This window comes from Longispora urticae, assembly GCF_053902585.1.
The window spans coordinates 1-287 of sequence record NZ_JAQZSH010000066.1 but is presented as its reverse complement, the minus strand read 5'-3'; the positions used below and the strand labels follow the sequence as shown (position 1 = coordinate 287).

Annotated in this window: 1 rRNA gene; it reads left to right on the top strand. The window is 57.8% G+C overall.

Annotated elements, in window-relative coordinates:
- Nucleotides 1–287, top strand: a 23S ribosomal RNA gene (locus PT931_RS36075); the annotation flags it as partial.

Genomic DNA, 287 nt, shown 5'->3' with positions numbered 1-287 from the left:
CCTATGCTGCCGAGAAAAGCCTCTAGCGAGTTTCGAGCGGCCCGTACCCCAAACCGACACAGGTGGTCAGGTAGAGAATACCAAGGCGATCGGGTGAACTGTGGTTAAGGAACTCGGCAAATTACCCCCGTAACTTCGGGAGAAGGGGGGCCGGAGACGTGGACCCACTTGCTGGGCGAGCGTTGTATGGCCGCAGAGACCAGGGGGAAGCGACTGTTTACTAAAAACACAGGTCCGTGCGAAGTCGTAAGACGATGTATACGGACTGACGCCTGCCCGGTGCTGGA